Source organism: Pseudomonas sp. B14-6 (assembly GCF_013260315.1).
Taxonomy (GTDB): domain Bacteria; phylum Pseudomonadota; class Gammaproteobacteria; order Pseudomonadales; family Pseudomonadaceae; genus Aquipseudomonas; species Aquipseudomonas mandelii.
In genome coordinates this window covers 5,225,365-5,248,708 of sequence record NZ_CP053929.1, presented here as the reverse complement: position 1 = coordinate 5,248,708, position 23,344 = coordinate 5,225,365, and the positions used below count along the sequence as shown (strand labels likewise).

Sequence of the window (23,344 nt, the reverse complement as noted above, 5' to 3'; positions counted from 1 at the left end):
TTTATCTTTGTCGGAAACGGTTACTAACACACTGCGCACAGCCGCGAATCAAACGGCCTGCGTCGGTTGTATCAGAACATGAAACGCGGATATTGAATTGTCTGAGGCACTCGCACGCACTTTCCGGGTGAGCCCAGTTAAAGTACGGCGGGCATCAAGGAATCTTTCGGTCGATGCGCGGTGAAAAATCTTACGCACTGGAAGGGGGGCGGAACTGCGGCCAGCATCGCTGGCCGCCAAGACTTACCCGGCTGGCTTGTCGCCGTACCAACGAGGCGTATACACCCACTGGCCACCCTCGGCACGCGGGAACACGCAGGTGGTGGAAGAGCCGACCAGCACCATGGTGCGCATGTCGACCTGATCGGGGGTCAGATCACCCAGCGTGGTGACACGCAATGTCTGGCCTGGACGACCAATGTCCCGCCCCAACACCACTGGCGTTTCAGCGGTGCGGTGCTGCGCGACAATCTCCAGTGCCCGACCCAGTTGCCAAGGACGCGACCGCGAGATCGGGTTGTAGAACGCCAGCGCCAGGTCGGCCTGAGACGCGAGGTCCAGCCGCTTCTCGATGATTGCCCAAGGCTTGAGGTTGTCCGACAGGGACATCACGCAGAAGTCGTGCCCCAATGGCGCGCCGGCCTGGGCGGCCGTTGCCAGGGACGCGGAGACGCCTGGAAGAATCTCCAGATCGACGTTGTGCCAACCTGGCTCACTCGACTCGTGCAGCGCTTCGAGCACGGCGGCCGCCATCGCGAATACGCCCGGATCTCCCGACGAAACCACCACCACCGACCGCCCTTGGGCCGCCAGTTCAAAGGCGTGGCGAGCGCGCTGCATTTCTTCGCGGTTGTCGGTGCAATGCAGCACTTGATCCTCGCGAAATGGCCCGGCCATGCGCACGTAGGTTTCATAACCCAGCACGTCATTGGCGCGCGCCAGTTCATCCTTCACCGCCGGCACCATCAGTTCGGCGGCGCCAGGGCCCAGGCCGATCACGGCCAGACGACCGCGCGCACGCCCGATCTGTGCAACCTCCAGTGGCTGACTGGCCACCGCGATCGCGATGCCCGTATCCGCCGCCACGACGGTAGCGTTCGGCGCGGTGTCGCGGGCCAGCTCGCTGACGCCGCCGCTGACCGAGGCAAACCGCAGCGGCACACCCAGCTCAAGCGCCGCGTCGCGTAACGCAGGGTTGGCCATGTGCAGATCGCTGGCCAGCAGGCACGCCAGCGATTGCACGGCGATGTTTGCCTGATGCAGCGCGCCGCGAATCGCGTTCGGCAGATCCGCCACCTCGGCGTTCACCGCCACCAGCACACTGCGCGGGTAGATCAGCAATTCATTGGCCGCCGGCGTGCGCTCGGCACTGCCGACATGAATCGACAACGGCGCCTGCGGATCTTCCGGCAGCTGCGCTTGCGCCAGCCACGGCGCGGTGCCTTCGATGCGCACACTTTGGCCGGCGAGCAGATCCGAGACAAAACGTTTGCCCAGTTCCAGATCGCCGAGGGCGTAGCCGCTGGGTGGATTGAGCAGGCAGGTGCCGAAGCGCAGTTCACCGCTGGTGGTGATCGCCGCTGCCACCTCAAGACCGGCAGCAATCTCCCGCGCCATGACGTTCACGCCACCGAGGCCACCCAGCAGCGGCACCACGGCACTGCCGTCTTCGGCCACGGCCAGCACGGGTGGCTCGGCGCCCTTCTCCAGCAGTAACGGCGCCAGGGTGCGGATCACGATCCCGGCCGCACACAAGGCAATGATCGGCGTGTCCTGCTGATAGAACTCACGCACGGTCGCGCCAAACTCGTGATAGACACGGTCCGCGCCTTCAACCCGTCCGGCCAGGCCATGAATCAAGGCGCCGGGGTAGACCTGCTGGATCTTGCGTGCGGTCGCGAGGCTGCCATTGCCAAGAATGACAATCGCCGGAACTGGACGGGCCATCAACCTTGCCACCGTTCGCCGGGAACGATGATCAACGAGAAGTACGGCGAGGACATCGGCTCGACCTGATCCAGCGGCACGATCTTCTGATTGGCCATGGTCGCGCGCTCGACGTACAGCGCCCGCTCCGCCAGCCCCAGCTCTTCGAGCACCTGACGGACCTTGGGAAAGTTGCGTCCCAGCTTCATGATCACCGCCGCATCGGCATCGGCCAGACGACGCTTGAGGTCCTCGTGCGGCAATACGCCCGAGAGCACCGACAGGCTCTGATTGCGATACACCAACGGCGCGCCCAGCACCGAAGCGCCGCCGAGCATGGAGCACACACCCGGCACCACTTCGGCTTCGTATCGTTCGGCCAGACGATCGTGCAAGTACATGTAGGAGCCGTAGAAGAACGGATCACCTTCGCAGATCACCGCCACGTCGCGACCGGCATCCAGATGCGCAGCGAGTTCTTCGCCCGCCGCATCGTAGAAATCGCTGATCACTTGCTCATAAGACAGCGGCGCCGGCAACGCTTCAGTGGTCACCGGATACACCAGCGGCAGCAGCGTTTGTGCGTCCTGCAAATGCGCTTCGATGATGCCGAAGGCGTTGCCCTTTTTACCCTTGGCGACGAAGTACGCCACCACGGGTGACTCGCGCAGCAAGCGCAGGGCTTTGACGGTAATCAGCTCCGGGTCACCGGGGCCGACGCCCAGGCCGATCAAGCGTCCAGGCTGCTGCATCATTCAATCTCCGTGGCGAGGGCATTGACGGCGGCGGCGGCCATGGCGCTGCCGCCCAGCCGGCCTTGCATGATGACAAACGGCACGCCGCGACTGTCGGCCGCCAGCGCCGCCTTTGATTCGGCAGCGCCGACGAAGCCGACCGGAAAGCCGAGGATCAGCGCCGGCTTGGGGGCGCCGGCATCGAGCATTTCCAACAAATAGAACAGCGCGGTCGGGGCGTTGCCGATCACCACCACGCTGCCTTCCAGATGCGGACGCCACAGCTCCAGGGCGGCGGCGGAACGGGTGTTGCCCAACTCTCGGGCCAACGCTGGGACGCTTTCATCTCGCAGGGTGCAAATCACTTCGTTGTTGGCCGGCAACCGCGTGCGGGTCACGCCTTCGCTGACCATCCGTGCGTCGCACAGGATCGGCGCGCCGGCGGCGAGCGCCTCACGCCCGGCCATGCCCGCGCCCTGCGAAAATTGCAGGCCGTCGATGGCGTCGACCATGCCGCAGGCGTGGATCACCCGCACCGCGAGTTTTTCCAGATCGGCCGGGATTCGCTCGAGGTTGGCCTCGGCACGAATGATCGCGAAGGAGTTGCGATAGATCTCCTGACCGTCGCGGATGTAATCAAGCATCTAAGGAGCTCCGTGAGCGGGCGTCGAGCAAGGCCGCGACCGCTTCAATAGTAAGATTGCGTGCGTGCAGCGCGCCGAAACCCGGCTGCGCTGTATCGCGAAAATAGAGGTCGTAATGACCGGAAGAAACCGCCAGCAACGTGACCGGCGCGATGTGCGCCGCCGCGCAGGAACGCGGGCAGCCGGACAGGTGCACGTTCAGCGTCTGGCCGTGACGTTGCAACAGCGCCGCCAGTTGCCGGGCATCGCCCTTGGTGTCAGCCAGGCCTTTGCCGCAGCCGGTCGAGCCGGTGCAGGCGATGAGATGCGCCAGGGCATCGTCGGCCGAGCAGCGCAGGCCGAGGTGTTCAAGGCTGTGGATAACGTGAGGCGCCTTGCTGCCATGGACGCCGGGCACCAAGAGGCTTTGCCAGGGCGTGAAACGCAGCGTGCCGTCGCCCTGTTCGCGGGCCAGTTGTGCAGCGCCTCGGAGCATCGCTGGGTTGAGGCGGCCCAGCGGCGGCACTGCGCCGATGTAGACACGACCGGCATCACGCTGTGGATGAGCGCCGATGTGCAACGCATCTGGATTTGCCTCGCGCCGCCACGCCTCGATGGGCATCAACGGCACTCGCTCGGCGAGACGCGCGAGAAACACGTCGAGCGAACATTCGGCGAGCAGGTGTCGCATGCGAGTCTGCTCGGGGCGCGCCAGCTCCAGAAACAGCTCCAGCACTGCAACTACCAGCGCATGCCCCTGCTCCAGCGACACCGCGCCTGCGGGCAGGTCGACAAGGCAACCCGCCAGGCCGAACACAAACACTCGCTCACCGTCGCGCTCAGCAGCGGACAACCAAAGATCATGCGAGTGTTCGAGCATTGCCAGCCCTTCGCCGCCATCCAGTTGCACCGCAAACTTGGCGCTGAGGTCGTGAAAGCGTTCATCGCTTTGCAGCGTGGCGAGGATCTGTTCGGCCAGCGGGCGCGTATCGATCAGCATCTGCCGATCAATGCCGGCGCCGGGGCTGAGCATCAGATTGCGCACGTCATCGCCCGCCGCGCTGGTCGGGCCGAGTCCGGCCGCCATCAGGCTGTCGATCAAGGCAGCGTGCTCACTGCCGATCCCGCGAATCTGCAGGTTGGCGCGGTTGGTTGCCTCGATCACTCCGCCGGCGAAATGCTCGGCTGCATTCGCCACCGCTTCGGCCTGAGCCGCGCTGATCGAACCGCCATTCAACTTGATCCGGCAGATGCCGCCGTCCAGTGCCTGGACGATACGCAACAACCCCGGACAGGCCGAGGGGCGTAAAACGGTGGACATCGGGCGTTCGTTCAAGGGATGGACCGGCTGGCTGGCAGCGCCGTGGTGGGCGAAAGGTCGCCATTATGCCTGCTTTGCCCGAGCGCATGAAAATGCCTGCCGGTCGGAATTCGTGTTTCAGGCCATCCGAAAGCGTAACGACTGCCCCGTCCCTTGGGCGGTTTACAGCTCATAGTCCTCGAAGTTGAATTTAATGCCTGCCAGCGCCTCTTCCACGCTGGATCGACGAGCGTCCATCACCCTCCGTGAGATCACCACCTTTCGAGCCAGGACATCCAGCTGATTCATGACTTGCGATATATCCCAAAAAAGGTATTCGGTATTCATGCTTGACTTGATGAACCTGATATTACTGACCACTAACTCCATATCCCCATTTGCGTTGTAGCTAATCGGCATTATCTTAAAGTCGAAGGCCTTTCCACTCACCCCCTTGACCTTCTTTAACAGTTCAACGTCTTTTTCCAGTGCAGCAAGTCCCAGATTCACCCCTTCCACCTGGTCACGGCTGAGAATCGGAGAAGCCAGCTTCGACCAGACCTGCCGCACACTTCCATAAAACTGCGTTTGAACATGCTCAATCGGCGGATGATCACGATTCCAGCCATGCGACCACAGTACATCAGCGTAATAATCGATCCAGCGCCCGGGCCGGATTGCGCTGTTGTAAGTATTGTCCGCTTGCCGCTGTGCCAGATAAGTACAATTCAATGCGAAACGATAATCCTCGCGCGACTGTCCTTGAACACCGGTCAGCAAGATATCCCCCACCAAGGCTGCATTATGTTTCATATCATCCGTTATCACAGTCATATCCATATCCATTAACGCCATAAAGGCGACTATCCATCTAACTTGAAAAGTAGTTATTCGAAAACAAATCAAGCATGCCTTACAGCAAATTTTAAACTTGACCCAAAAACAAAAATAACAAAACCAACCCAACACCAAACAAGTTTTCAACCACATAAGTTTTCAAAAAAACGCCGCCTGCTCCGGCAATGGAGCAGCGCCAGATAACAGAAGCCGCGTTATCATGCCGCCCTTGAACATGAACCCTGGATTAAGGAACGGCATGGCACCCTGGCTAACGGTTGTGGGAATCGGTGAAGACGGCTTCAAGGGCCTGGGCAAGAATGCCCGTCGCGCCCTGTTGGGCGCCTCGCGAATCTTCGGCGGCCAGCGGCAACTGAATTTGTTGCCAGCGTGCATTCGTGGCGAGCGGCAGTTGTGGCCCAGTCCGTTTTCCCTTGACCCCGTTCTGGCGCTGCGTGGCGAACCGGTCTGCGTGCTGGCCAGCGGTGATCCGATGTTCTTCGGCGTCGGCGCCAGCCTGGCCCGGCAAGTGCCTGACGCTGAAATGCTGATCCAGCCCGCGCCCTCCTCCTGTTCACTCGCGGCGGCGCGAATGGGCTGGCCCTTGCAGGAGGTGGTGACGCTTTCGTTGGTAGCCCGGCCCCTCGCCGCACTGAACGCGCAGTTGTTCAGCGGCGTGCGTTTGCTGGTGCTGAGCAACGATGGCCAAAGCCCGGCCGCCGTTGCGGCATTGTTGCGTGAACGCGGTTTCGGTCCGAGCCGTCTCAGCGTGCTGGAACATTTGGGCGGCGCAAACGAACGGCGCATCGATGGGGTGGCCAATGACTGGAACGATCCAGCGGTCGCCGATCTGAACCTGATCGCCATCGAATGCATCGCCGCGCCGGACACCCCGCGGCTCTCACGACTGGCCGGCCTACCAGACTCGGCCTTCCAGCACGACGGTCAACTGACCAAACGCGACGTCCGCGCGATCACCCTTGCGCGCCTGGCCCCGGTACCCGGCGAACTGCTGTGGGATGTCGGCGCCGGCAGCGGCTCGATCGGCATCGAATGGATGCGCGCCCACCCCAGTTGCCGCACGCTGGCCATCGAAGCCGATGAAGGTCGGCAGCTGTTGATCGAACACAATCGCGATGCCCTCGGCGTGCCCGGTCTGCAATTGATTCGCGGCAGTGCGCCGCAGGCCCTGGCCGGGCTCGAACTCCCGGATGCGATTTTTATCGGTGGCGGGGTCACCCGTGAAGGTGTGCTCGACACCTGCTGGGCGCAACTCAAACCCGGTGGCCGATTGATCGCCAACGCCGTCACGTTGCAAAGCGAAGTCACCCTGATGACCTGGCGCGAACGCCACGGCGGCGAGCTGACCCGCATTCACGTTGCCCAGGCCCAGCCGCTGGGGGAGTTCGACACCTGGCGTCAGGCGCTGCCGATTACCTTGCTGGACGTGACGAAGCCCCTCGATGCGTGACGAAACCGCCGAACAACCCGCCCCGCTGCGCAGCGGCCTGACCACGGGCAGTTGCGCCACCGCGACCAGTCTGGCAGCGGCCCGTTTGTTATTGGGAGGGATGAGCGCTGACGCCGTGGAGATCGTGCTGCCCAAGGGCAAGCAGGTGCGGATGCGCCTGGAATTCTGCCGCCTGATCGACGACGGCGCCGAAGCCGGGACGATCAAGGATGCCGGGGATGACCCCGACGTGACCCATGGCGCGTTGCTGTATTCCCAGGTGCGACTGCGCGACGAGCCGGGTATCCGTTTCAGCGCCGGGCGTGGCGTCGGCACGGTCACCCGGCCGGGGCTGGTGCTGGGCGTCGGCGAGCCGGCAATCAACCCGGTGCCGCGCAAAATGATCACCGAGCACCTGACGTTGTTGGCCGAAGAACTCGGCTATGGCGGCGGTTTCGAGGTCACGGTCAGCGTCGAGGACGGCGAGGCGCTGGCCTTGAAAACCATGAACCCACGACTGGGCATTCTGGGCGGGTTGTCGATCCTCGGCACCAGCGGCATCGTCCGGCCGTTTTCCTGTGCGGCTTACATCGCCTCGATCCACCAGGGCATCGATGTGGCCAAAACCAACGGTTACCTGCACATCGCCGCCTGTACCGGCAACGCCAGCGAGGACACCATGCGCCGCGTCTACGACCTGCCGGAAATCGCCCTGATCGAAATGGGCGACTTCGTCGGCGCCGTGCTCAAACACTTGCGCAAAGTGCCGGTGGATAAACTCAGCCTGTGCGGCGGCTTCGGCAAGATCAGCAAACTGGCGGCCGGGCACATGGATTTGCACAGCCGGCATTCCAGCATCGACCTGCCGCAACTGGCCGAATGGGCCGCCACAATGGGCGCCGACAAGGCGCTGCAGCAAGGCATTCGCGACGCCAATACCAGCCAGCAAGCCTTGGCGATGGCCAGCGCGGCGGGCATCGCCCTTGGAGATGCGGTGTGTCAGCACGCGTTGGACTTCGCCCGCAGCGTGGTGCCGGCGCAGGTTCAGGTTGAAGTCTTTGCCATCGATCGCCAGGGCGGAATTGTCGGCCATGCAGGGGCTTTTCAATGAAGCGTATTTTGCTGCTGGGCGGCGTGACCGAAGCCTTGGCCATCGCCCGCACGCTAGGGCCGGAACACATCTATAGCCTGGCCGGTGTCGGTCGCGTGCCGACGGACCTGACCTGCCAGGTGCGCGTTGGCGGCTACGGCGGTGCCGAAGGCCTGGCGCAGTTCATTCGCGATGAAGGGATCGATCTGCTGCTGGACGCGACCCACCCCTACGCTGCACAAATCAGCCACAACGCCAAGGCCGCCGCGCAGCTGAGCGGCATTGCATGCTGGGCGTTACGCCGCCCTGCCTGGCAGCCACAGGCCGGGGACGACTGGCGCGACGTCAAAGATTGGGCCGAACTGATCGAAGCCCTGAAACCCTTCCGCCGACCGCTGTTCACCCTCGGCCGCGAACCGTTGCAGCACCTGCACGAAATTCCGCTGGAGCAATTCTGGACCTTGCGCGCCCTGGACGCTTACCCGGGCAACGAACGCTGCGAAGTCATCGGCGCGCGCGGGCCGTTTCTGATCGAGGATGAACGGGAGCTGTTTGAACGTCGGCAGATTGATGTGCTGATCAGCAAGAACAGCGGCAGCACCGCGACCGAACCGAAACTGGAAGTGGCGCGGGAGCGTGGGGTGCCGGTGATTGTGTTGCAGCGGCCGGTGTTGCCGGGTGTGGATCGGGAGTTTGGATCGGTGAGTGAGTTGTTTGCTGCACTGGCGGAATGCAATCTGCCGGACGCCTAAGTAATTGTGGCGAGGGAGCTTGCTCCCGTTGGGCCGGTCCGCGTTCGGGCGTAGCGGCCTTAATCCCCCCCCAAAAAAAGGGGACAGCTGCGCAGTCCAACGGGAGCAAGCTCCCTCGCCACAGGGTTGTATGCCGACCGCAATTCATCCGGCATTTCGAATCATAGCCGCTACACTCTTTTGAACGTGCACTGCGACACCACACCGCACGCCGCTTTTTTACTTATCGGCCCTGATCAGGCTAAATAGCCGCGACTGATCGCCCACCCAACGGATTTTGTCCCATGTCCCGACAACGGCTAGCAATTGCCTGGATCGCCTGCTTCGCAGTGCTGTTCAACATGCTCGCCATGCCGATGACCGGAGCCATGGCGCAGTCGGCGAAATCACCCGCCGAGCAATTGTTGTGGGGCAGTTTCTGTACGTCCAGCGGCACGAAGATGGTGGCGATTTCCCTGGGCGACCTTGAGCAAAAAGCCCCGCAGAACGACGACCATTCCAACATGCAACATTGCTGGTGCTGTTCAGGTTCCGCGCCGTTGGTGGCGTTGCCGGGGCATGCGCCACAACTGTATTTCGCTCGTTTCGAAGCCAATCGAAGCGTGCCTGCCACCGCTCTCGACACCCCCACCCCGCGCCAGCAATGGCCGAGCCTCAACCCCGCGCGTCCCCTCTCGTGTGATTCCTTCTCGCAATTGAACTGCGTCTTGAATCGCTCTGGAGAACTGCCATGTTGAACAAACTCATCGTTCTGGCTGCGTTGCTGCTGCCTGCCTGCTTTGCCAATGCCCACGAATACAAGGTCGGCGAACTGCAGATCGCTCACCCGTGGTCCCAGGAGTTGCCGCCCAACGCGCCAACCGTAGCGGCCTATTTTGTTATTCAGAACACCGGAAAAGCCGCCGACCGTCTGCTCAGCGTCGACTCGCCGATTGCCGGTGAAGCGCAATTGCATGAGCACATCATGCAAAACGACCTGATGAAAATGCAGCAAGTGCCGAGCGTCGAGATTCCTGCCGGTGGCAACGTCACGTTTGCGCCAATGGCCTATCACGTGATGCTGGTGAATCTGAAAGACCGCAGCCTGCTGAGCGACGGCAAGCGTTTCCCGCTGACCCTGCACTTCGAAAAATCCGGTGACGTGACGGTCGAAGTCGCGGTGCAGAAGAAGCCACCAGAAGTCATGCAGATGCACACCCACGCCCAGTAAATCACTGAGCTGAACACACCCATGCGCCCGCTTAGCGCCAGGTCATCCGCACACCGTCGTCAGTCGTCAAGCCTGACGCACGGCAGCTGGATCAGCCTGTTCGCCATGCTGATGATCTTTATCGGCCCGCTGATTTCTCAGTCGATGCCGATGGATCAACGCGCCTCGTCGATGTCGATGAGCATGTCGATGGACATGAGCATGGACATGTCGGCCATGGAGCACGCCAACCACGGCGCGCAACCCGCCGCCGAGCACTGCCCGCCCAAGGCCTCGCACCACGCGCTCTGGGAAAAATGCGGCTATTGCAGCCTGCTGTTCAATTGCCCGGCGCTGACCGGCGGCCAGACCTTCGTCGCGTTCGACACACCAACAGCCACCACCTTTACCACTCCCTCCCCTCGCCTGGGCCATGCCCGGCACACCGTCTTCCCCGGCGCCCGAACCCGCGCCCCACCCATCGTCGCGTAAACACGCACCTCTGATTTCACACGGTTTTGCGGACAGCCACAGGCTGTCCGCCGTGTCGTTTATGACTGTTCGATGGAAATTGTCATGTCCAGGTTTGCTGCTGACACACGCTTGAGCCCTGCCCAAGCTTCTTTTGCCCCGAACGAATCGAGTATTCGTTTCAGGCACGCCACCGCCGTCCTTTGCAGCGCATTGCTGACATCCACGGTGCTGGCCAACGAACACGCGGGCCACGGTGAAGAACTGAGCCCGACGGTGATCACCGCCATTGCGCCGAGTTCGCCGCTGACCATCGTCACCAACCCCAAGGACCCGCGCCAACCCGTTCCGGCCAGCGACGGTGGCGACTACCTGAAAACCATCCCCGGCTTCGCCCTGGTACGCAACGGCGGCACCAACGGTGATCCGGTGCTGCGCGGCATGTTCGGTTCGCGACTGAACATCCTCACCAACGGCGGCCAATTGCTCGGCGCCTGCCCCGGCCGGATGGACGCGCCCACCTCCTACATCTCGCCGGAAACCTACGACAAACTCACCGTCATCAAAGGTCCGCAAACCGTACTGTGGGGACCGGGCGCATCGGCGGGCACGATCTTGTTCGAGCGTGAACCGGAAAGCTTCGGCGAACTCGGTACCCGCGTGAACGCCAGCGTATTGGCCGGCTCCAACGGCCGTTTTGACAAAGTGGTGGACGCCGCTGCCGGCGGGCCGCTGGGCTACGTGCGCGTGATCGGCAACACCGCGCACGCCGACGACTACAAGGACGGCAACAACGACACCGTGCCGTCGCGCTACGACAAGTGGAACGGCGATGTGGCGCTCGGCTGGACGCCGGACGCCGACACCCTGCTGGAGCTGACCGCCGGCAAGGGCGATGGTGAAGCGCGTTACGCCGGGCGCGGCATGGACGGCTCGCAATTCAAGCGTGAAAGCCTGGGCCTGCGGTTCGAAAAATCGAACATCGGCGAGGTGCTGGACAAGGTCGAAGCGCAGATCTACTACAACTACGCCGACCACGTGATGGACAACTACACGCTGCGCACGCCATCGGGCACCGGGATGATGGCCGGCCCAATGGCTTCCAACGTCGACCGCCGCACCCTCGGCGCGCGGATCAAGGCGACTTGGCGCTGGGCCGATGTGCAGTTGATCAGCGGCATCGATGCGCAGACCAACGAGCATCGCCAACGCGGCAGCATGGGCGTCGATACCTACAAGGACCTGCCGTATACCAAGGACGCCGACTTCCATAACTATGGCGTGTTCAGCGAACTGACCTGGTACGCCGCCGACCGTGACCGGTTGATTACTGGTGCACGCCTGGACCGTGCATCGGCCAAGGATTACCGGCAGACCACCGGTTCCGGGATGATGACTCGCCCCAACCCGACCGCCGACGAAACCCGCGCCGACACATTGCCAAGCGGCTTCCTGCGCTACGAGCATGACCTCGCCGACAGCCCGACCACCCTCTACGCCGGCCTCGGTCACACCCAGCGTTTCCCCGATTACTGGGAACTGTTTTCGCCCAAGTCCGGCCCCGCCGGATCGGTGAATGCCTTCGATTCGATCAAGCCTGAAAAAACCACCCAGCTCGATTTCGGCCTGCAATACAAGACCGAGGACCTCGAAGCCTGGGCCTCGGGTTATGTCGGCCAGGTGCGCGATTACATCTTGTTCAACTACACCCCGACCATGATGGGCACCACCTCCCAGGCGCAGAACATCGACGCGCGAATCATGGGCGGCGAACTCGGCGCGGCCTACCAGCTGACCAGCAACTGGAAGGCCGACGCGACCCTGGCCTACGCCTGGGGCAAGAACAGCAGCGATGGCAACGCATTGCCGCAAATGCCGCCGCTGGACGCGCGTTTCGGCCTGACCTACAGCGAAGACAACTGGAGTGCCGGTGCCCTGTGGCGAGTGGTCGCGGCGCAAAACCGCATCGACCAGAACAAGGGCAACGTGGTCGGCAAGGACTTCGACAAGACCTCCGGTTTTGGCGTGTTCTCGCTCAATGGCGCCTACCGTATCAACAAAAACTGGAAGGTCAGCAGTGGCGTCGACAACCTGTTCGGCAAGGCTTACGCCGAGCATTTGAACCTGGCCGGCAACGCCGGTTTTGGCTACCCGGCCAATGACCCGCAGGCCATCAAAGAACCGGGGCGAACGCTCTGGACCAAGGTGGACATGAGCTTCTAAGAGTATCGCGGGCAAGCCCGCTCCCACATGGACAGTGGAGAACCTGTGGGAGCGAGCCTGCTCGCGATCGGTTGCGCAGCAACCGCAAAACAAACAACTAAAAGAACCATGCCAAAGCGGAGCACACGTGATGAAACAGCCCAAAGTAAATTTCTACAACCTGGCCTGGCGCTGGCATTTCTATGCCGGTCTGTTCGTCGCGCCATTCATGGTGATGCTGGCCTTGACCGGCGTCATCTACCTGTTCAAGCCGCAACTCGATCCGATGATGTACGGCAGCCTGATGAACGTACCGGCCGGGCATCACAGCATCCCGGCCGACGACCTGCTCAAACGGGTGAAACAGGTGTACCCACACGCCACGATCAAACAGTACCTGCCGCCGGTCAACGCCGAGCGCAGCGCTCAGTTTGTCGTGATCAATGGCGGTAGCGAACTCAACGTATTCGTCGATCCCTATCAGGGCGACATCCTTGGCGAGCAAGACGCCAAGAAGAATCTGCAAGCGGTGGCGCGAGCGATTCATGGTGAATTGATGATCGGCACCGTCGGTGATCGATTGGTCGAACTGGCGGCCGGCTGGGGCGTGGTGCTGGTGGTTTCCGGCGTGTTCCTGTGGTGGCCGCGTGGCCAGGCGGCCGGTATTTTGTGGCCGCGCCTGACCAGTCGCGGTCGTGTGCTGTGGCGTGATTTGCATGCTGTGGCCGGGTTCTGGGGCGCATCGTTGCTGCTGGTGATGCTGCTCAGCGGCATGACCTGGACCGGGTTCTGGGGCCAGAAATATGCGCAGGTGTGGAACGTGTTTCCGGCGGCAATGTGGGACAACGTGCCCAAATCCGATGTCGAGGCCCGCAGCCTCAACACTGCCACTCGCCAGACCGTGCCATGGGCGATGGAAAACACGCCGATGCCGATGTCCGGCGACCACGCCGAACACATGGCCCACGATGGCGCCAAAGCCGGCCCCGCCGCACCGACCATCAGCCTGCAAGACGTGCAGAACATCGCCGTGCAACGCAAGGTCGAGCCGGGTTACAGCATCACCTTCCCGACCACCGACACCGGCGTGTTCACCATCGCCGTGTTCGCGGACGACCCGCGCAATGACGCCACTTTGCATGTCGACCAGTACACCGGCGATGTCCTCGCCGACGTGCGCTACGAGCAATACGGGACCGTCGCCCGCGCCACAGAGATCGGCGTGATGTTGCACGAAGGCAAGATGTTTGGCGTGTTCAACCAGATCGTCGTGCTGCTGATCTGCCTGATGATTTTGCTCAGCGCGGTGAGCGGCGTGGTGATCTGGTGGAAACGGCGTCCACAAGGCAAGTTCGGTGTTCCACCGCTGCGCCACGACCTGCCGAGATGGAAAACCGCGATGGTCATCATGTTCGCTCTGGCCGTGGCGTTTCCGTTGGTGGGGGCTTCGCTGGTGGTGGTGTGGGTGCTGGATCGCGTGCTGTTTTCGCGATTCACCCGGCAAACTGAATCGGCCTCACCTTCTTCATGAAGCAGGCGAGATGAGCGATTTAGACGAATCTGTAGACTTGCCGCGCTTAGCTCGGCATCATCTTTAGTGTTACTGTATAACTCAAATACAGTGTTTTGATCAGCAGGCTCGCTCCCCAGGATTTGCGCGATCCCTGTGGGAGCGCGCTTGCCCGTAATGGCGTCATCAGCATCACCCACTCTCTCAGAGCAACTGCATGACCTCGCTTAACCTCTCAAACCTCGCTTGGACACCCCTGGGCCACGGCCACTGCCATCACCAGTTCCAGCTGCGTGAGGCGTCCCTGCAGGTGGCCGCCGGTGAGTTCGTCGGGTTGATCGGCCCCAACGGCAGCGGCAAGACCAGCCTGCTGCGCTGCGCTTATCGCTTCAGCAAGCCCGAGAGCGGCGAGGTCCGGCTCGACCACCATAACGTCTGGAAGCAATCCTCGCGCTGGTGCGCCCAACGCATCGCCGTGGTGTTGCAGGAGTTCCCCGATGCCTTCGGCCTGACCGTCGACGAGGTGGTCGCCATGGGCCGCACGCCGCACAAAGGCCTGTTCGGTGGCGACACGATTGAAGACCGGAATCTGGCAACTCAAGCATTGGAGTCCGTCGGCCTAAAAGGATTCGAAGACCACGCCTTCGCCACCCTCTCCGGCGGTGAAAAACAACGTGTGATCCTCGCCCGCGCCCTGGCCCAGCAACCGCAATTGCTGATCCTCGACGAGCCGACCAACCACCTCGACCCACGCTATCAACTGGAACTGTTGCAGCTGGTCAAACGCCTGAAAATCGGCACCCTGGCCAGCATCCACGACCTCAATCTGGCGGCCGCTTTCTGCGATCGTTTGTACGTGATCCATCACGGTCGCATCGTCGCCAGCGGCACGCCGAAAGAAGTCCTGAGCGCCCCGCTGCTGCGCGACGTGTTCGGCGTCGAAGCGCTGATCGATGAACACCCCTTGCACGGCTACCCACGAATTACCTGGATAACCCAACCATGACTTTGCGTTCCCTGCTTTGCTTCACGCTGTTGCTGGGCAGTGCCCACGCGCTGGCCGAGGCCACGAACTACCCGTTGACGATCCAGAGCTGCAACCGCGAAGTGACCTTCACGCAGGCGCCGAAACACGCGGTCAGCCACGACATCAACATGACCCAGATGATGCTCGCCCTTGGCCTCAAACCGCGCATGGCCGGCTACAGCGGCGTGTCCGGCTGGAAGTCAGTCACGCCCGAAATGCAGACCATCCTCGACGGCTTGCCCGAGCTGGCAGCCAAATACCCGTCGGTGGAAACCCTGCTCAATGCCAACGTCGACTTCTTCTTCGCCGGTTGGGATTACGGCATGCGCGTGGGTGGCGACCTCACGCCTCAAACGTTGCAACCGCTGGGCATCAATGTCTACGAGCTGACCGAGTCCTGCGCCTTTGTCATGAAGCGTCCACCGGCCAGCCTGGAAGACACCTACAACGACCTGCGCAACCTCGGCAAGATCTTCGACGTGCAGGACCGCGCCAATGCCTTGATCGCCAAAATGCAGGCGCAAGTCGCCGAGGTGCGCAAGGGTCTGCCCGCCGATAAACCTCGGGTCTTCCTTTACGACAGTGGCGAAGACCGCGCCATGACGTCCGGCCGCCTCGGCATGCCGCAGGCACTGATCGACGCCGCGGGCGGGCGCAACATTCTGGACGACGTCGAGGCGAGCTGGACCCGCGTCAACTGGGAAGACGTGGTCGAGCGTAACCCTCAGGTGATCGTGATCGTCGACTACGGCGAAGTCACCGCCGAACAGAAGGAGCAATTCCTGCTCAGCAACAAGGCGCTGCAATCGGTGGACGCGATCAAGAACCAGCGTTTCATCGTGATTCCGTATGTGCAGGCCACGCCGGGCATCGACAACGTGCTGGCGGTTGAAACCCTGGCCAAAGGTTTCCACGGCGAATGATGGATCGTCGCTATGTCTTGCTGCTGGTGATGCTCGCCGCGCTGTTGCTGGTCTCGTGCGTGGTGTCGCTGGGCTTCGGTCCGGCGCGGGTTCCGGTGGACGTGGTGGGGCGGATCTTGCTGCACAAGGTGTTCGGTGTGGGTGAAGTGAGCTGGACTGCAGGGCAGGAACACATTGTCTGGCTGATCCGCGTGCCGCGCATGCTGCTCGGTGCGCTGGTCGGTGCTGGCCTGGCGCTGATCGGCGCGGTGCTGCAAGCGGTGACGCGCAATCCATTGGCCGACCCGCACCTGCTCGGGGTCACTTCCGGTGCGACCCTTGGCGCGGTGATTGTGGTGCTGCACGTCGGTGAAATCGTCGGCCTGCTGACCTTGCCGATCGCGGCGTTTATCGGCGCGCTGCTGAGCATGTTGACCGTGCTGATGATCGCCAATCGCAACGGTCGTCTGGACAGTGACCGGCTACTGCTGTGCGGCGTGGCGGTGTCTTTCGTGATGATGGCGATTGCCAATTTGCTGCTGTTCCTCGGCGACCACCGGGCGAGTTCGGCGGTGATGTTCTGGATGCTCGGCGGGCTCGGGTTGGCGCGTTGGGAGTTGCTTGCGGTGCCGGCCGCCAGCGTGTTGCTGGGATTGGTCTTGCTGCTAGGCATGGCCCGACCGTTGAATGCGCTGATGGCCGGCGAACAGACCGCCGTCACCCTTGGCTTGAATGCGCGTACCGTGCGCTTGCGGGTGTTTCTGATTGCGTCGCTGATGACCGGCGTATTGGTGTCGATCAGCGGGTCGATCGGGTTTGTCGGGCTGATGGTGCCGCACATTGCCCGTCGACTGGTCGGGGCCGAGCACCGGCGATTGTTACCGGCGTGTGTATTGCTGGGCAGCGTGTTTCTGGTATGGGTCGACGTCGCCGCGCGCACCCTGATCGCCCCCGAGGACTTGCCGATTGGCGTGGCCACGGCGGCGATTGGCGGGTTGTTTTTCATCGGTCTCATGCAGCGTCGCTGAGCCATGCCAACCGGAGGGGGGCACGGCTCATCCTGCGCTCAGATCAATGAACGCTGCACTTCACAGTTCGTCACGATCTGGCTTCGTCGCCGGTTGCACAGGGGGCTGCCAGGTCGCATTCAATCGCCCGCGACGTTGCCAGTAACCATCGGTGTCCAGTACCTCAAGCAATCCGACACTGGCGAGCGCGGCGAGGTACGCAGCGACCCCGTCCTTCGCCTCCTCGTTGAACAAGGCCGTTTCCTGTGGCGAGAAGCTGGGGGTGAATTTGAACAGGGCCCCGCCACGACCGGTGAAATAGCAACAGCCCCCGGAGACACCGCTCTTTTTCACAACATCTCTGCAGAACCACAGGTCGGCCAAGGCCAGGTTATCCATCAGTAATCGATCAGACGCAGTGGGGTCCTTCACGAACAGGTTGAAGCGTTTGTAGAACTGATGAACAGCCGCCCATTTGTAGTCCTGCGGAAAAACCGGCAACGGCAAAGGCTGCGCACCCGGCACCGTGACCGGTGCAATGGGCCCACCCGGCCCTGAGTAAAACAGCGTACTGGCAGCCCCACTGTTGACGCCGTCCTCATGCGGCTCGACGGCCACGAACGAAGAAGACGCCTGATGGATCAGCACGCCACCCAGATACGGTTGGCCGACGTACTCGCCAATCAATCGCTGCGCCAAGCGAGCCGCATCATCGGCATGGGCGAAGACGGGGCCGAGCGCAAACCGGTTGTCCTGCTCCCACTTGATCAGCTCGATGCCGGTTTTGACACCCTGGGCATCAACCCTGAGCGGCGACCAGAAAGCGCTGCGCACCACGACCTGCAACTCACCGTTGGCGATGACTTTGCGCAGGTAGTCAATCAGCGATTCCCGGCCTGATTGCAGGATTTTCTCGTAGGCCACCGTGGCATGAAACAGGGTCCACTCAGGTGCCTTGGCCCTGGGGGCATAGCGCAACAAGGCGCCGTCGGCGCAGGAGATGTAGACGTTGAGGTACGTGGATCCTTCAGCCGTGCGCACACCGACAGCGCCCAGCCCGTAGGACAGGTCTCGAGGCGAGATGAAGCTCTGCGTCACGTCATGGGGCAATCGTCCCGGGCTTGTCGACGGACACAAATAAATGCCCTCGACTCGATACCCCAACGGTAGCAACCCTTGGGGAAATACCCGCTCGACCGTGAGATGCCCTTGCCGCCCGTCGATCGGCAGCGTCGTCACGTACCGTTCACCGTTCAGTCCCTTGAGCACAAAGCCGAACATCAGGCTGGCACGGGCGCCTACCGTGCGATGGACATGGCGCATGGCATCGTCTACCTGCGTGAAGACCGGGCTGAGCGCCGGCTCGGTAATGGCAAATCGATGCACGTCCGACGAGATAATCCCCGGATAAGCACTCCAGTGCGACAGTTGCCTGGCCTCGCCCCACAGTCGGCTCCCCCGAATCACTTGCAACCGGCCGGCCCTTGCAACCTGATTGACATACTCGCTCGGTGTTAGCGTGCCGTTGCGCATCTGCAGTTCTATCGGGGTATGCCGGCGCTGCAATTGGCTGGGTGGCGCCAATGCCCGAGCGAGTTGCTTTTCGCTGGCGCTTGCACTGAGGGTGTAGCTGATCAGGCTGCCGTCGAGCCCCAGCAGGTATTCCTTGCCGGGCGACAGAGACGGGGAACCCCCGGAGCCGGTCAGAATGTCCGCCAGAAAATCCGTGGAAAACATCGCCTGGTACACGTCCCGCTCGCGGTTCGACAGCGCGAAAATCGGTTCGATCGGGATTCTGGAATGGTACCGGGCGACGACCGTACTCCCGGTCAGAAACAAACCCTGTTCAATCAATTCATCCAGACGAATCCAGTTGGCAGGGAAGTTCTCGACCTCCACGGCCACCGGCAACGTTGCGACAAACAAGCCATCGGCGCGACGCAGCACCAGGCCGCCGTAGACCCGCTCACGCCGTGAGCCCAACTGCGCCAGCGCATAGCCCGCGGCATCGTCCTGCGACACAAAGACCGGGCTGAGGGCTCGCCGCTGGATCTGCACGAAAGGTGTCCAGTCAGGTCCGACACTCCCCGGCTCGTCCCACAGCTCACTGGTGCGCAGCACCTTCAGTTCTCCGGCCTTGGCGAGCATTTGAATGACGTTGGCATAGGGTCGTGTGTCCTTGCCTAATGCTGACGTCAGTTGCTGCACACCCTGATTGTCGAGTTGTGTTGAGGAGGCCGAGTACTGGTAACGCAACAATGCCCCATCCAGTGTTGCGATAAAAATGTTCAGGTCCTGAAAATGCGTCAGACGTTGCGTGCCCTTGTCGTCGTAGATCGCTGCAGCCAAATCGCTGATGGACGCAAAATGCCGGGCAAACCAGGCCTCCGTGGTCGATAACCCTTTAGGCATCCAGCTTGCCGCGTAATAAAGCCCGAGGGTCCTGAACTCGTCGATCAATACCGGAGCGCCAAAGTCGCTCGCCTGATTCAGCGCTCCCAGGCCCCTCGGCGTAACCGTTTCGGTTGCCACGTACTCCTCGCGCGCCTTGTGCTTGAGGATGAATCCCCAACCCGCCGCGGCTGCGCGGTAGTCGAGCCGGGCACGATGGCGGGCGTTCAACACGGCGTCTTCGGCACTGGTAAAAATCGCCCCCAGCACGGGAGCGGCAATGACTGTGCGGGCGGCCTCGTTATTTGACTGATCACCCAGCACCGTTCCCCGCGGCCCCCACACGTCGCTGCCGACCACCACGCGTAATCTGCCGGTGCCGGCCAGTTCGTCGACCACTGCACTGGGCTCAAGTGTGCCGGCCGCCAGCTCCTGGTCTATCAGCGTTTTGCCATCGGCGAGTACGGCCGCCCGCTGTTGCAGGCGGTTGCGAGCCGCCACTTTCGATACATCGGGGCTGTAAACCAACAGGGCGTCGGCCGAGCCGGACAGGTAGAAATCAACAACATGCGCACGCTTGTCGAACACCGAGCGAATGTCTTCGGTGGTGAACATTTGTGCGTGGATCAGTTGCTCTTGCAAGTCAGTACGCACAATGGCTCCGGCATCCGCTTGCCAACGCGAGGCGTACAGCCCATGAAAAGAGTGACCCTCGACCAACACGATCGGTGCCCCGGTAGCGTCGAGGGGGCAGAGCCTGTCCAGTGCAAACCGTTTTGCGGCAAACACCGGCTCGGTGGCGACGAAACGTTGGTTTCGATCCTGCAAAACCATCCCGACGAAGCCCTGTTCACGCCGGCTGCCAATATATTCATGAGCAAAACGGGCGGCATCGTCCGCCATGAGGAAAGCGGGACTCAAGCGCCTCGACCGGGCATAGGGTTGCCAGTCAGGCCCCACGATCCCGACAACATCCCAAAGCGCGCTGTCCTTCAGCACCGTCAGCTCGCCAGCCGCTGCCACCTGTCCGATGTAATCCGCAGGCTTGAGCGTACCGGTCTTCAGTCGCACGTTGAGATCCGCGCTGTCCTCCAGCGGTACTTCACGCAGGTGCGCCGAAGGTCGGTATTGCAACACGGCGCCGTCCCGGGTCCGGGCGTACACCTTGAGGTAGTCCGGGTACTCCTGCCGGTGGACATCTTCCAGCGAAAACCTGATGCCCGTAGCCAACTCCTGCGGTGAAAAAAAGCGCTCATAAAGCCAGGGCTCGCCGGCGCTCTGAGACGCATCACCCTGCGGCATGAAGTAGACGCCGTTCAGGTCGAAATCGAGCAGGCGCTCCAGCGTGCGATCGGCATTCATCGGGAAGGACTTGAACAGTTCGGCTGCCGGATCGCTGGAAAGCACCGGATAGGTCGCCATGCACTGCGCGCTGCCGGCAGAGGTCACGACAAACCCCAGATAAACGCTGCCGGTGGATGCGGTTACCGTGGCGGCGGCCGCTTCGATGGCCTTGTCCACCTGGTCGAACACCGCACAAAAAAACGGCTGTACAGACGTCGAACTTCTCACCGCAGCCGTACCGAGCGTCCAGTTCGTCGGCACGTTTCCTCGCACGCCTCCCCACGGTGCATTGGCTACCAGTACGCTCAGGGTGCCGGTCTGGGCGACTTTCTGAATCAGTTGCTCAACGTCGGAGAACGGCCCGAAAGCCTTGACGCCCAGCTCAATGAGTTCTTCCTCTTCTGCCGGCTGAGTGGACTCGTACTTGATCAACGAGCCATCCGGCCCCGACAAATAATGACGCTGGCCATAGGCGCCCGGGTCCTGCATGTGACTCAGGAGATGTGCTCTGGAAAAAAATCCGAGGCTCAACGTGATCTGCTCAGTCGTCCAGCGCGGATGAATACGCTGGACGTCAGCGTGACTGGCCGCGTGGGACAAGTAATACGCCGCGCCCCTGTAGCCGGGTGGGGCAAACAGCTCTTGGGGGTTTTCAGAAGATGACAGAAAGTCGAAATCGAAATGCCTCATCCTTCCCGCCACCGGCAATGTGGGCTGAAATTTTCCGTCGCCACGCTGCAAGATCACACCGCCGTAAGTCTTGTCATGGCGCGCGCCGATCTGCCGGTGAGCCCAGTAGGCCGCGTCATCCGCGCTGATGAAGGTCGGCCCCAGGGCAGGAAAGGTTGCCCCGCGTCGGGGTGCTGAAGGTGTACTGATAGAGATGCCGTTCATGCGCTGCTCACTCAACTGAGAAGCCACGATGATCAAGATCCCGGAGCGCGGCAGGTGGTACATATATATCGCTACCGTTTTTTTTGCTTTGCCGCACCCGGCACCAATGCTGCGCACGGCGGTGCACCCGCGCCTTCATCAAGCCCCAGTCTGGTGCGTCATCACGTTCACCGAGGGCTCTATTTCAATATTTCCCTGCCTTTTCCGAACAGGCACAGCCCTTGCTAAAGACCCTTCAGTAGTCCGCATCTGCCAACCCAGAAAAAATTCTAATGTTCATGGAGATCGCACAATGAAGCGTCGTAGCTTGATCAAGGCTTTCACACTCACGGCAAGCATTGCCGCGATGGGCATGACCTGGACCGTCCAGGCCGCCGAGACCATCAAGGTCGGTATTCTGCACTCGTTGTCCGGGACCATGGCGATCTCCGAAACCTCGCTCAAAGACATGGCGTTGATGACCATCGACGAGATCAACGCCAAGGGCGGCGTGAACGGCAAGATGCTGGAACCGGTGGTCGTGGACCCCGCGTCGAACTGGCCGCTGTTCGCGGAGAAGGGTCGTCAGTTGCTGACCCAGGACAAGGTCGCCGTGGTGTTCGGTTGCTGGACGTCGGTGTCGCGTAAATCGGTGTTGCCGGTGTTCGAAGAACTCAACGGCTTGCTGTTCTACCCGGTGCAATACGAAGGCGAAGAGATGTCGCCGAACGTGTTCTACACCGGTGCCGCGCCGAACCAACAGGCGATCCCGGCGGTGGAGTATCTGATGAGCGAAGAAGGCGGCAGCGCCAAGCGTTACTTCCTGCTGGGCACCGACTACGTTTACCCGCGCACCACCAACAAGATTCTGCGCTCGTTCCTGCACTCCAAAGGCGTAGCGGACAAGGACATCGAAGAGGTCTACACCCCGTTCGGCCACAGCGATTACCAGACCATCGTGGCCAACATCAAGAAATTCTCGGCCGGAGGCAAGACAGCGGTCATTTCCACCGTCAACGGCGACTCCAACGTGCCGTTCTATAAAGAACTGGCCAACCAGGGCCTGAAAGCGACTGACGTTCCGGTTGTAGCGTTCTCGGTCGGCGAAGAAGAACTGCGCGGCATCGACACCAAACCGCTGGTGGGCAACCTCGCGGCCTGGAACTACTTCGAGTCGGTCGAGAACCCGGCGAACAAGAAATTCGTGGCCGACTGGAAAGCCTACGCGAAGAAACACAACCTGCCGGGCGCCGACAAAGCGGTGACCAACGATCCGATGGAAGCCACTTACGTGGGCATCCACATGTGGGCGCAAGCGGCTGAGAAAGCCAAATCCACCGACGTCGACAAAGTCCGCGAAGCGCTCGCCGGCCAGACCTTTGCCGCGCCGTCGGGTTACACGCTGACCATGGACAAGACCAACCACCACCTGCACAAGCCCGTGATGATCGGCGAAATACAGGCCGACGGTCAGTTCAACGTCGTGTGGCAGACCGAAGGGCCGATCCGTGCCCAGCCTTGGAGCCCGTTCATTTCGGGTAACGACAAGAAGCCGGATTATGCGGTGAAGAGCAACTGAGTCACTGGATGTCGGCCTGAGCACTTCATTCAGGACCGACACAAATCCCTGTAGGAGTGAGCCTGCTCGCGATAGCGGTGGGACAGACAACAGACCTGTTGATTGATAGACCGCTATCGCGAGCAGGCTCACTCCTA

General features: G+C 61.8%; 18 protein-coding genes. 12 read left to right on the top strand and 6 right to left on the bottom strand.

The features are described 5' to 3' along the window. Positions 1 to 243: 243 nt before the first annotated feature. The 5 genes from cobJ to HP062_RS23860 all read right to left on the bottom strand — a co-directional run bounded on the left by cobJ (position 244) and on the right by HP062_RS23860 (position 5,438). On the bottom strand, positions 244 to 1,947 hold the full coding sequence (gene cobJ / locus HP062_RS23880; RefSeq protein ID WP_172792114.1) for a precorrin-3B C(17)-methyltransferase: 1,704 nt from the start codon (positions 1,945 to 1,947) through the stop codon (positions 244 to 246). After that, positions 1,947 to 2,678, bottom strand: a complete 732-nt coding sequence (locus HP062_RS23875) for a precorrin-2 C(20)-methyltransferase (protein WP_010463910.1) — start codon at positions 2,676 to 2,678, stop codon at positions 1,947 to 1,949. Before HP062_RS23875 ends, cobJ begins: the two co-directional genes overlap by 1 nt. Beyond that, the gene (locus HP062_RS23870) at positions 2,678 to 3,304 is read right to left on the bottom strand and encodes a precorrin-8X methylmutase (protein WP_172792113.1); all 627 of its coding nucleotides are present in this window, start codon (positions 3,302 to 3,304) and stop codon (positions 2,678 to 2,680) included. The genes HP062_RS23875 and HP062_RS23870 overlap by 1 nt, the downstream gene beginning before the upstream one ends. Next, entirely contained in the window at positions 3,297 to 4,604 is a 1,308-nt protein-coding gene (gene cobG, locus HP062_RS23865; RefSeq protein ID WP_172792112.1) for a precorrin-3B synthase, read from the bottom strand. The genes HP062_RS23870 and cobG overlap by 8 nt, the downstream gene beginning before the upstream one ends. 162 nt (positions 4,605 to 4,766) lie before the next feature. After that, the gene (locus tag HP062_RS23860) at positions 4,767 to 5,438 is read right to left on the bottom strand and encodes a hypothetical protein (RefSeq protein WP_010463916.1); all 672 of its coding nucleotides are present in this window, start codon (positions 5,436 to 5,438) and stop codon (positions 4,767 to 4,769) included. A 241-nt stretch (positions 5,439 to 5,679) separates the two neighbouring features. Here HP062_RS23860 and cbiE point away from each other — a divergent pair, with 241 nt between their 5' ends. The 11 genes from cbiE (at position 5,680) to HP062_RS23805 (ending at position 17,041) form a co-directional block, all read left to right on the top strand. Next, on the top strand, positions 5,680 to 6,891 hold the full coding sequence (gene cbiE, locus HP062_RS23855) for a precorrin-6y C5,15-methyltransferase (decarboxylating) subunit CbiE (protein WP_154913226.1): 1,212 nt from the start codon (positions 5,680 to 5,682) through the stop codon (positions 6,889 to 6,891). Further along, a complete protein-coding gene (locus tag HP062_RS23850) occupies positions 6,884 to 7,981 on the top strand; it encodes a cobalt-precorrin-5B (C(1))-methyltransferase (protein ID WP_083375149.1) in 1,098 nt (365 codons plus the stop codon). Before cbiE ends, HP062_RS23850 begins: the two co-directional genes overlap by 8 nt. Beyond that, positions 7,978 to 8,712, top strand: a complete 735-nt coding sequence (locus HP062_RS23845; RefSeq protein ID WP_172792111.1) for a cobalt-precorrin-6A reductase — start codon at positions 7,978 to 7,980, stop codon at positions 8,710 to 8,712. The genes HP062_RS23850 and HP062_RS23845 overlap by 4 nt, the downstream gene beginning before the upstream one ends. A 284-nt stretch (positions 8,713 to 8,996) precedes the next feature. After that, positions 8,997 to 9,449 carry a DUF2946 domain-containing protein gene (locus HP062_RS23840; RefSeq protein ID WP_172792110.1) on the top strand — a complete coding sequence of 151 codons (453 nt, stop codon included), beginning with the start codon at positions 8,997 to 8,999 and terminating at the stop codon, positions 9,447 to 9,449. Beyond that, positions 9,443 to 9,922 carry a copper chaperone PCu(A)C gene (locus HP062_RS23835; RefSeq protein ID WP_010463921.1) on the top strand — a complete coding sequence of 160 codons (480 nt, stop codon included), beginning with the start codon at positions 9,443 to 9,445 and terminating at the stop codon, positions 9,920 to 9,922. Before HP062_RS23840 ends, HP062_RS23835 begins: the two co-directional genes overlap by 7 nt. 21 nt (positions 9,923 to 9,943) lie before the next feature. Beyond that, positions 9,944 to 10,393 carry a DUF2946 domain-containing protein gene (locus HP062_RS23830; RefSeq protein ID WP_145310668.1) on the top strand — a complete coding sequence of 150 codons (450 nt, stop codon included), beginning with the start codon at positions 9,944 to 9,946 and terminating at the stop codon, positions 10,391 to 10,393. Between the two features lie 84 nt (positions 10,394 to 10,477). After that, positions 10,478 to 12,595: a TonB-dependent copper receptor gene (locus HP062_RS23825; protein ID WP_083375153.1), complete on the top strand. Its 2,118-nt coding sequence runs from the start codon at positions 10,478 to 10,480 to the stop codon at positions 12,593 to 12,595. Between the two features lie 130 nt (positions 12,596 to 12,725). Further along, positions 12,726 to 14,105, top strand: a complete 1,380-nt coding sequence (locus HP062_RS23820) for a PepSY domain-containing protein (RefSeq protein ID WP_172792109.1) — start codon at positions 12,726 to 12,728, stop codon at positions 14,103 to 14,105. Between the two features lie 196 nt (positions 14,106 to 14,301). Then, positions 14,302 to 15,090 (top strand): ABC transporter ATP-binding protein, encoded by a 789-nt coding sequence (locus HP062_RS23815; RefSeq protein ID WP_172792108.1) that lies wholly within the window; start codon positions 14,302 to 14,304, stop codon positions 15,088 to 15,090. Further along, a complete protein-coding gene (locus tag HP062_RS23810) occupies positions 15,087 to 16,034 on the top strand; it encodes an ABC transporter substrate-binding protein (protein WP_172792107.1) in 948 nt (315 codons plus the stop codon). The genes HP062_RS23815 and HP062_RS23810 overlap by 4 nt, the downstream gene beginning before the upstream one ends. Next, positions 16,031 to 17,041 (top strand): iron ABC transporter permease, encoded by a 1,011-nt coding sequence (locus tag HP062_RS23805; protein ID WP_102594500.1) that lies wholly within the window; start codon positions 16,031 to 16,033, stop codon positions 17,039 to 17,041. The genes HP062_RS23810 and HP062_RS23805 overlap by 4 nt, the downstream gene beginning before the upstream one ends. A gap of 60 nt (positions 17,042 to 17,101) precedes the next feature. Here HP062_RS23805 and HP062_RS23800 read toward each other — a convergent pair whose 3' ends face one another. Then, positions 17,102 to 21,649 (bottom strand): DUF4329 domain-containing protein, encoded by a 4,548-nt coding sequence (locus HP062_RS23800; RefSeq protein WP_172792106.1) that lies wholly within the window; start codon positions 21,647 to 21,649, stop codon positions 17,102 to 17,104. 292 nt (positions 21,650 to 21,941) lie between these two features. Between HP062_RS23800 and urtA the strand changes: the two genes are divergently transcribed. After that, entirely contained in the window at positions 21,942 to 23,207 is a 1,266-nt protein-coding gene (urtA, locus tag HP062_RS23795; RefSeq protein WP_010463931.1) for an urea ABC transporter substrate-binding protein, read from the top strand. The last annotated feature ends 137 nt before the right edge of the window (positions 23,208 to 23,344 follow it).

Excerpts from the sequence above, each read along its gene's own strand:
- cobJ (WP_172792114.1), bottom strand. The coding sequence starts at position 1,947 with ATGGCCCGTCCAGTTCCGGCGATTGTCATTCTTGGCAATGGCAGCCTC.
- HP062_RS23875 (WP_010463910.1), bottom strand. The coding sequence starts at position 2,678 with ATGCAGCAGCCTGGACGCTTGATCGGCCTGGGCGTCGGCCCCGGTGAC.
- HP062_RS23870 (WP_172792113.1), bottom strand. The coding sequence starts at position 3,304 with ATGCTTGATTACATCCGCGACGGTCAGGAGATCTATCGCAACTCCTTC.
- cobG (WP_172792112.1), bottom strand. The coding sequence starts at position 4,604 with ATGTCCACCGTTTTACGCCCCTCGGCCTGTCCGGGGTTGTTGCGTATC.
- HP062_RS23860 (WP_010463916.1), bottom strand. The coding sequence starts at position 5,438 with ATGGCGTTAATGGATATGGATATGACTGTGATAACGGATGATATGAAA.
- cbiE (WP_154913226.1), top strand. The coding sequence starts at position 5,680 with ATGGCACCCTGGCTAACGGTTGTGGGAATCGGTGAAGACGGCTTCAAG.
- HP062_RS23850 (WP_083375149.1), top strand. The coding sequence starts at position 6,884 with ATGCGTGACGAAACCGCCGAACAACCCGCCCCGCTGCGCAGCGGCCTG.
- HP062_RS23845 (WP_172792111.1), top strand. The coding sequence starts at position 7,978 with ATGAAGCGTATTTTGCTGCTGGGCGGCGTGACCGAAGCCTTGGCCATC.
- HP062_RS23840 (WP_172792110.1), top strand. The coding sequence starts at position 8,997 with ATGTCCCGACAACGGCTAGCAATTGCCTGGATCGCCTGCTTCGCAGTG.
- HP062_RS23835 (WP_010463921.1), top strand. The coding sequence starts at position 9,443 with ATGTTGAACAAACTCATCGTTCTGGCTGCGTTGCTGCTGCCTGCCTGC.
- HP062_RS23830 (WP_145310668.1), top strand. The coding sequence starts at position 9,944 with ATGCGCCCGCTTAGCGCCAGGTCATCCGCACACCGTCGTCAGTCGTCA.
- HP062_RS23825 (WP_083375153.1), top strand. The coding sequence starts at position 10,478 with ATGTCCAGGTTTGCTGCTGACACACGCTTGAGCCCTGCCCAAGCTTCT.
- HP062_RS23820 (WP_172792109.1), top strand. The coding sequence starts at position 12,726 with ATGAAACAGCCCAAAGTAAATTTCTACAACCTGGCCTGGCGCTGGCAT.
- HP062_RS23815 (WP_172792108.1), top strand. The coding sequence starts at position 14,302 with ATGACCTCGCTTAACCTCTCAAACCTCGCTTGGACACCCCTGGGCCAC.
- HP062_RS23810 (WP_172792107.1), top strand. The coding sequence starts at position 15,087 with ATGACTTTGCGTTCCCTGCTTTGCTTCACGCTGTTGCTGGGCAGTGCC.
- HP062_RS23805 (WP_102594500.1), top strand. The coding sequence starts at position 16,031 with ATGATGGATCGTCGCTATGTCTTGCTGCTGGTGATGCTCGCCGCGCTG.
- HP062_RS23800 (WP_172792106.1), bottom strand. The coding sequence starts at position 21,649 with ATGAACGGCATCTCTATCAGTACACCTTCAGCACCCCGACGCGGGGCA.
- urtA (WP_010463931.1), top strand. The coding sequence starts at position 21,942 with ATGAAGCGTCGTAGCTTGATCAAGGCTTTCACACTCACGGCAAGCATT.